2 protein-coding genes, 1 tRNA gene and 1 rRNA gene are annotated in these 4,633 nt (G+C 69.5%); 3 read left to right on the plus strand and 1 reads right to left on the minus strand.

All coding sequences use genetic code 11. The features are described 5' to 3' along the window. Both rrf and ACIQ7Q_RS26730 read left to right on the plus strand, forming a co-directional pair. A 5S ribosomal RNA gene (gene rrf, locus ACIQ7Q_RS26725) occupies positions 1-87 on the plus strand; the annotation flags it as partial. Positions 88-317: 230 nt separating this feature from the next. Next, a tRNA-Thr gene (locus ACIQ7Q_RS26730) sits at positions 318-390 on the plus strand. Between the two features lie 55 nt (positions 391-445). Here the strand turns inward: ACIQ7Q_RS26730 and ACIQ7Q_RS26735 are convergent. After that, positions 446-3,100 carry a SpoIIE family protein phosphatase gene (locus ACIQ7Q_RS26735; RefSeq protein ID WP_403867174.1) on the minus strand — a complete coding sequence of 885 codons (2,655 nt, stop codon included), beginning with the start codon at positions 3,098-3,100 and terminating at the stop codon, positions 446-448. 268 nt (positions 3,101-3,368) lie between these two features. On the opposite strand from ACIQ7Q_RS26735, the gene ACIQ7Q_RS26740 reads away from it, so the two are divergent. Beyond that, a partial coding sequence (locus tag ACIQ7Q_RS26740; RefSeq protein WP_403867176.1) for a HAMP domain-containing protein occupies positions 3,369-4,633 on the plus strand: 1,265 nt, incomplete at its 3' end.

Here is a 4,633-nt window from a genome sequence, read left to right on the forward strand (position 1 = left end):
GGTTACATTCCGAACCCGGAAGCTAAGCCTTTCAGCGCCGATGGTACTGCAGGGGGGACCCTGTGGGAGAGTAGGACGCCGCCGAACAATCATTGACCTCAACCCCTGGACGCTGTCCGGGGGTTGAGGCATTTCTGCGTTGGCGCGGCCGGACGGCAGCGGTCCGCCGGCAGACCGCTGCCGTATACCCGCGACGTATGCCGGCGAGCCGCATGTCCCGTGCCGATCGTCCCCTGGGCGCGCCTGATGCCTCGCCAGGTGGTTCGAAGCATCCCTTGATCCAGGGTATGCTTTACCTCGTTGCCGCAGCGCAACAGGCCCCTATAGCTCAGTCGGTAGAGCGTCTCCATGGTAAGGAGAAGGTCAACGGTTCGATTCCGTTTGGGGGCTCGGCAAGGACGAAGGCCCCCCGCCAGTGGCGGGGGGCCTTCGCCGTTTTGTGCTCTCAGGCGTTGTGCGGCTCCGGAATGCGCATCGTGAGGATGGCCATGTCGTCCGAGGCCGGCTCCGCCGCGAAGCGCTCCACGGCACGCAATACCTTGCCCGCGACCGCGCCCGCGGTGAGGCCCGTGCAATTCGCCAGAACCTCGCTCAGGCCGTCGTCGCCCAACATACGCGTGCCCTCGCGGCGTTCCGTCACGCCGTCGGTGACGCAGAGCAGGACGTCGCCCGGGTCGAGCGTCACCATCTGCTCGTAGAGCTCCAGGTCGTCCATGACGCCGAGCAAAGGCTGGGGCTCGGCCGCCGGCTCGACGCTTCCGTCCTGACGCAGCCGCAGCGGCAGCGGATGGCCGGCGCAGACGACCTTGAGGACTGCGCTGCCGTCCTCCTGGGGCCACAACTCCCCGTACAGAAGTGTCAGGAAGCGACTACGGGCGCCCTCGTCGAGGATGGCCGCGTTCAGCCGCTCCAGTACCGCAGGGCCGCCGAAGCCCTCGCGGGCGAGCAGGCGCAGTGCGTGGCGGGCGAGGCCCGTGACGGCTGCCGCCTCCGGGCCGGTGCCGCAGACATCGCCGATGGCGAAGCCGTAGGCACCGTCACGGATGGGGAAGAGGTCGTAGAAGTCGCCGCCGACCTCGTTGCCCTCGCCGGCCGCGCGGTAGATGACCTCGACCTCGACGCCCGGGATCTGCGGGAGCTCCGGCGGCAGCAGACTCCGCTGGAGGGACTGACTGATCGCCATGCGCTCCGAATAGAGCCGGGAGTTGTCGAGGGCGAGGGCGGCCCGGCGGGAGAGGTCCTCCGCCAGTTCCAGGATCTCCTGACGGAAGTGGTCGTCGGACGGCTTGCCGAGGGTCAGCATGCCGATCACGCGGTTGCGGGCGACGAGCGGCAGGACGACGGTCTCGCCGCCGACCGCGGCCGCTGTGGCCAGCGTCGTACCGATGCCCGAGGACACCGGTGGCGTCGAGCCCAGTCCCAGTTCGCGCTTGGACGCGAGGAGCGCGGCCCGCTGGGCCGCCTCGCCGGGCGCGTTCCAGACACGCGCACCGAGGGTCGGGACTGGGTCGGGCGGGTCGACCTTCGACAGGAGGGCCTTGAGGCCGTCGATCCGTTCCTCGTCCTCGTGCAGCACATAACTGAGGAACGGCTCGGAGGACTGGTCGGCGATCGTGTACACCGCGCACCAAGTGGCAAGCGTGGGGACCGTCATCTGCGCCATGAGGGCGAGCGTCTGGTCCCGGTCGAGGGTTCCGGCCAGCAGGTCGGAGGCCTCGACGAGGAAGGACAGTGAGCCGCGGCGCAGCCGTTCCAGTTCGCCGAGCCGAGCCGATTCGACGGCCAGCGCGATACGGTCCGCCGCGAACTGCAGGCGAAGCGCCTCCTCGTTGGAGTAGCGCCCGGCGGACTCGGCGGCGACACCGAGCGAACCGGTGAGCCGGCCCTCGACCTTGAGGGGCACGGTGACCACCGAACGCATACCGGTGGAGTTGAGGAGGGGCACGGCGCCGGGAACGGCGGTGAGGTCCTCGTGGACCGCGGGCATGCGGGCGGAGCCGTAGCGTCCGGAACCGGCTTCGACCGGGACGCGCGCGAAGCGCTGGCGGGCCGACGGCAGACCGGTCGTGGCCCGTACCTCCAACTCGGTCTCGTCGTCAGTGGCCAGGAGCAGGAACGCGGCGTCGCCGTCGAGCATGTCCCTGGCACGCTCGACGGTGCGCTGGAGCAGGCCGTCGAGGTCGTCGGGAGCGGGGGACCCGATGAACACCTCGAACGGGTCCGTGCTGCGGTTCTCCGATCCGCTGTCCGTGCCGTGGGCGCGCTGAGGGGTCTGCAGTACGGCGCGCTCGTCGTCGCGCACCAGCAGACAGACCGTAGAAGGCTCACCGTTGGTGTCCCGTACCCGCAGATGCGAGGCGTACACCGGGATGACGCGTCCGTCGATGCGGCGGACTCCGTAACTGCCCTCCCATCGGGAGAGCTGCAGCGCCTCGGCGATGCCGGTACCGGTGCCCGGCGTGTGCGGCCAGGCTGCGAAGTCGGTGAGTGGCTTGCCGATGACCTGGTCCGCCGGATACCCGAAGAGGTGCTCCGCGTCCTCGTTCCACACGGCGATCGTGCCGGTGCGGTCGATCTGGGTGACGGCGACGCGAACGCGCTCCTCCGCGACCGGTAGCAGTGCGACGGGCAGAACCGGGCCGGCGGACCGGGTGCCCACCGAGCGCTGCGGCAGGTCCAGTTGGAACCACACCGTCTTGTGCGTGGGCGTGTACTCGACGCCCCAGCGGGAGGCGAGCGCGGCGCAGAGCAGCAGCCCGCGGCCGTTCTCGGCGTCGAGGTTCGCGATCGAGCGGCCGGTGCCCTGTATCGGGACTTCGCGCTCGGGATAGTGGTCGGCGACCTCGACGCGGACGCCGTCCTCGGAGCGCAGGCACAGGACGTCGGCGGACGTTCCCGCGTGGACGACCGCATTGGTGACGAGCTCACTGGTGAGGACCACCGCGTCGTCCACCACGTCGGAGTGTCCCCACCCCTGGAGGGTGTCGCGGACGAATGCGCGGGCGGTCGCGACGGACCGCCCGACGGGGTCGAAGCTGGCGGCCGCCCGCGCGGTGATCACAGAACTCCTCGTACGCGTCTCGACGCCCGGCTCTGCCATGATTCGGCCTGCCCTCCCGGTGCCCGGTTGTGTGACGAGCACCACACCGCCCCCGCCGGGCGGACCGGGGCGGTTGGACAGTCGGATGCCAGGTTACTTACCTTCGCTGTCCGAGCGGATGCCGGTTGCCGCTGTTTCCGCCCTGTGGGGGTGGGGACGCTATGCGAAGCTGCCGAACTGTTATCGCCTGGTTCCGGCATGGTGAAACACTGGGCAGGCTTCCTGAGATGGCCCAGGCAGTACGGTCAACCCCTGCGGGAGGGACACGGTGGAGTCTGGCGTGACGGCGCGGGCTAAGGATACGCGCGCGAAAGGCGGACGGTCCCGGAGCAATGGGACAACCGAAGTCGACACAGCGGCCCTGAACAGGCTGCTGGCGGCGCTTGTGACGATGCGCGACGGCAATTTCCGCCGTCGTCTGACGGTGTCGGGCGACGGCGTGATGGCCGAGATCGCGGCCGTCTTCAATGAGGTCGCCGATCGCAATCTCCACCTCACGGGTGAGATGGCGAGAGTCCGCAGGATGGTCGGCCGTGAGGGAAAACTCACGGAGCGGCTGGAGACGGGTGCCTGCGAGGGCTCCTGGGCGGCGGCCGTCGACGCCGCCAACGAACTGGTGGACGACCTGGCACGCCCCGTCTCGGAGGTCGGCCGGGTTCTCTCCGCGGTCGCCGACGGTGACCTCGAGCAGCGCATGGAGCTGCGCTCGCCCGGCGTGGACACTCAGGACGGGGCGGCGGTGCGCCCGCTGCGCGGCGAGTTCCTCAAGGTCGCGCGCACGGTCAACAGCCTGGTCGACCAGCTGTCGGCGTTCACGGACGAGGTGACGCGGGTCGCGCTCGAGGTGGGCACCGAGGGCAAGCTCGGCGGCCAGGCGCAGGTGCGTGGCATGTCCGGTTCGTGGAAGGACCTCACGGACTCGGTCAACACCATGGCGTACCGGCTGACCGCCCAGGTACGTGACATCGCACTCGTCACGACGGCCGTCGCCAAGGGTGACCTTTCCCGCAAGGTCACCGTCCATGTGGCCGGCGAGATGCTGCAGCTGAAGGACACTGTCAACACGATGGTCGACCAGCTGTCGTCGTTCTCCTCCGAGGTGACCCGGGTGGCCCGGGAGGTCGGTACGGAGGGCGAGCTCGGCGGTCAGGCGACCGTGCCGGGCGTGGCCGGTGTGTGGAAGGACCTCACCGATTCGGTGAACACGATGGCCGGAAACCTCACCTCCCAGGTGCGTGGCATCGCGGAGGTGACGACGGCCGTCGCCAACGGTGATCTGTCGCAGAAGGTCACCGTCAACGCGCGCGGCGAGGTGGCGCAGCTCGCCGAGACGATCAACCAGATGACCGAGACGCTGCGAACGTTCGCGGACGAGGTCACGCGCGTGGCCAGCGAGGTCGGCGCGGAGGGTCTGCTCGGCGGTCAGGCGCAGGTCCCGGGCGCGGCGGGTACGTGGAAGGACCTCACCGATTCGGTGAACACCGTCTTCCGCAACCTGACCACCCAGGTGCGTGACATCGCGCAGGTGACGAC

Origin of the sequence: Streptomyces sp. NPDC096176, from assembly GCF_044763255.1 — a bacterium.
Classification (GTDB): Bacteria; Actinomycetota; Actinomycetes; order Streptomycetales; family Streptomycetaceae; genus Streptomyces.

Bases quoted from the DNA above. Each gene is read 5' to 3' on its own strand.
- ACIQ7Q_RS26735 (WP_403867174.1), bottom strand. From the start codon at position 3,100: ATGGCAGAGCCGGGCGTCGAGACGCGTACGAGGAGTTCTGTGATCACC.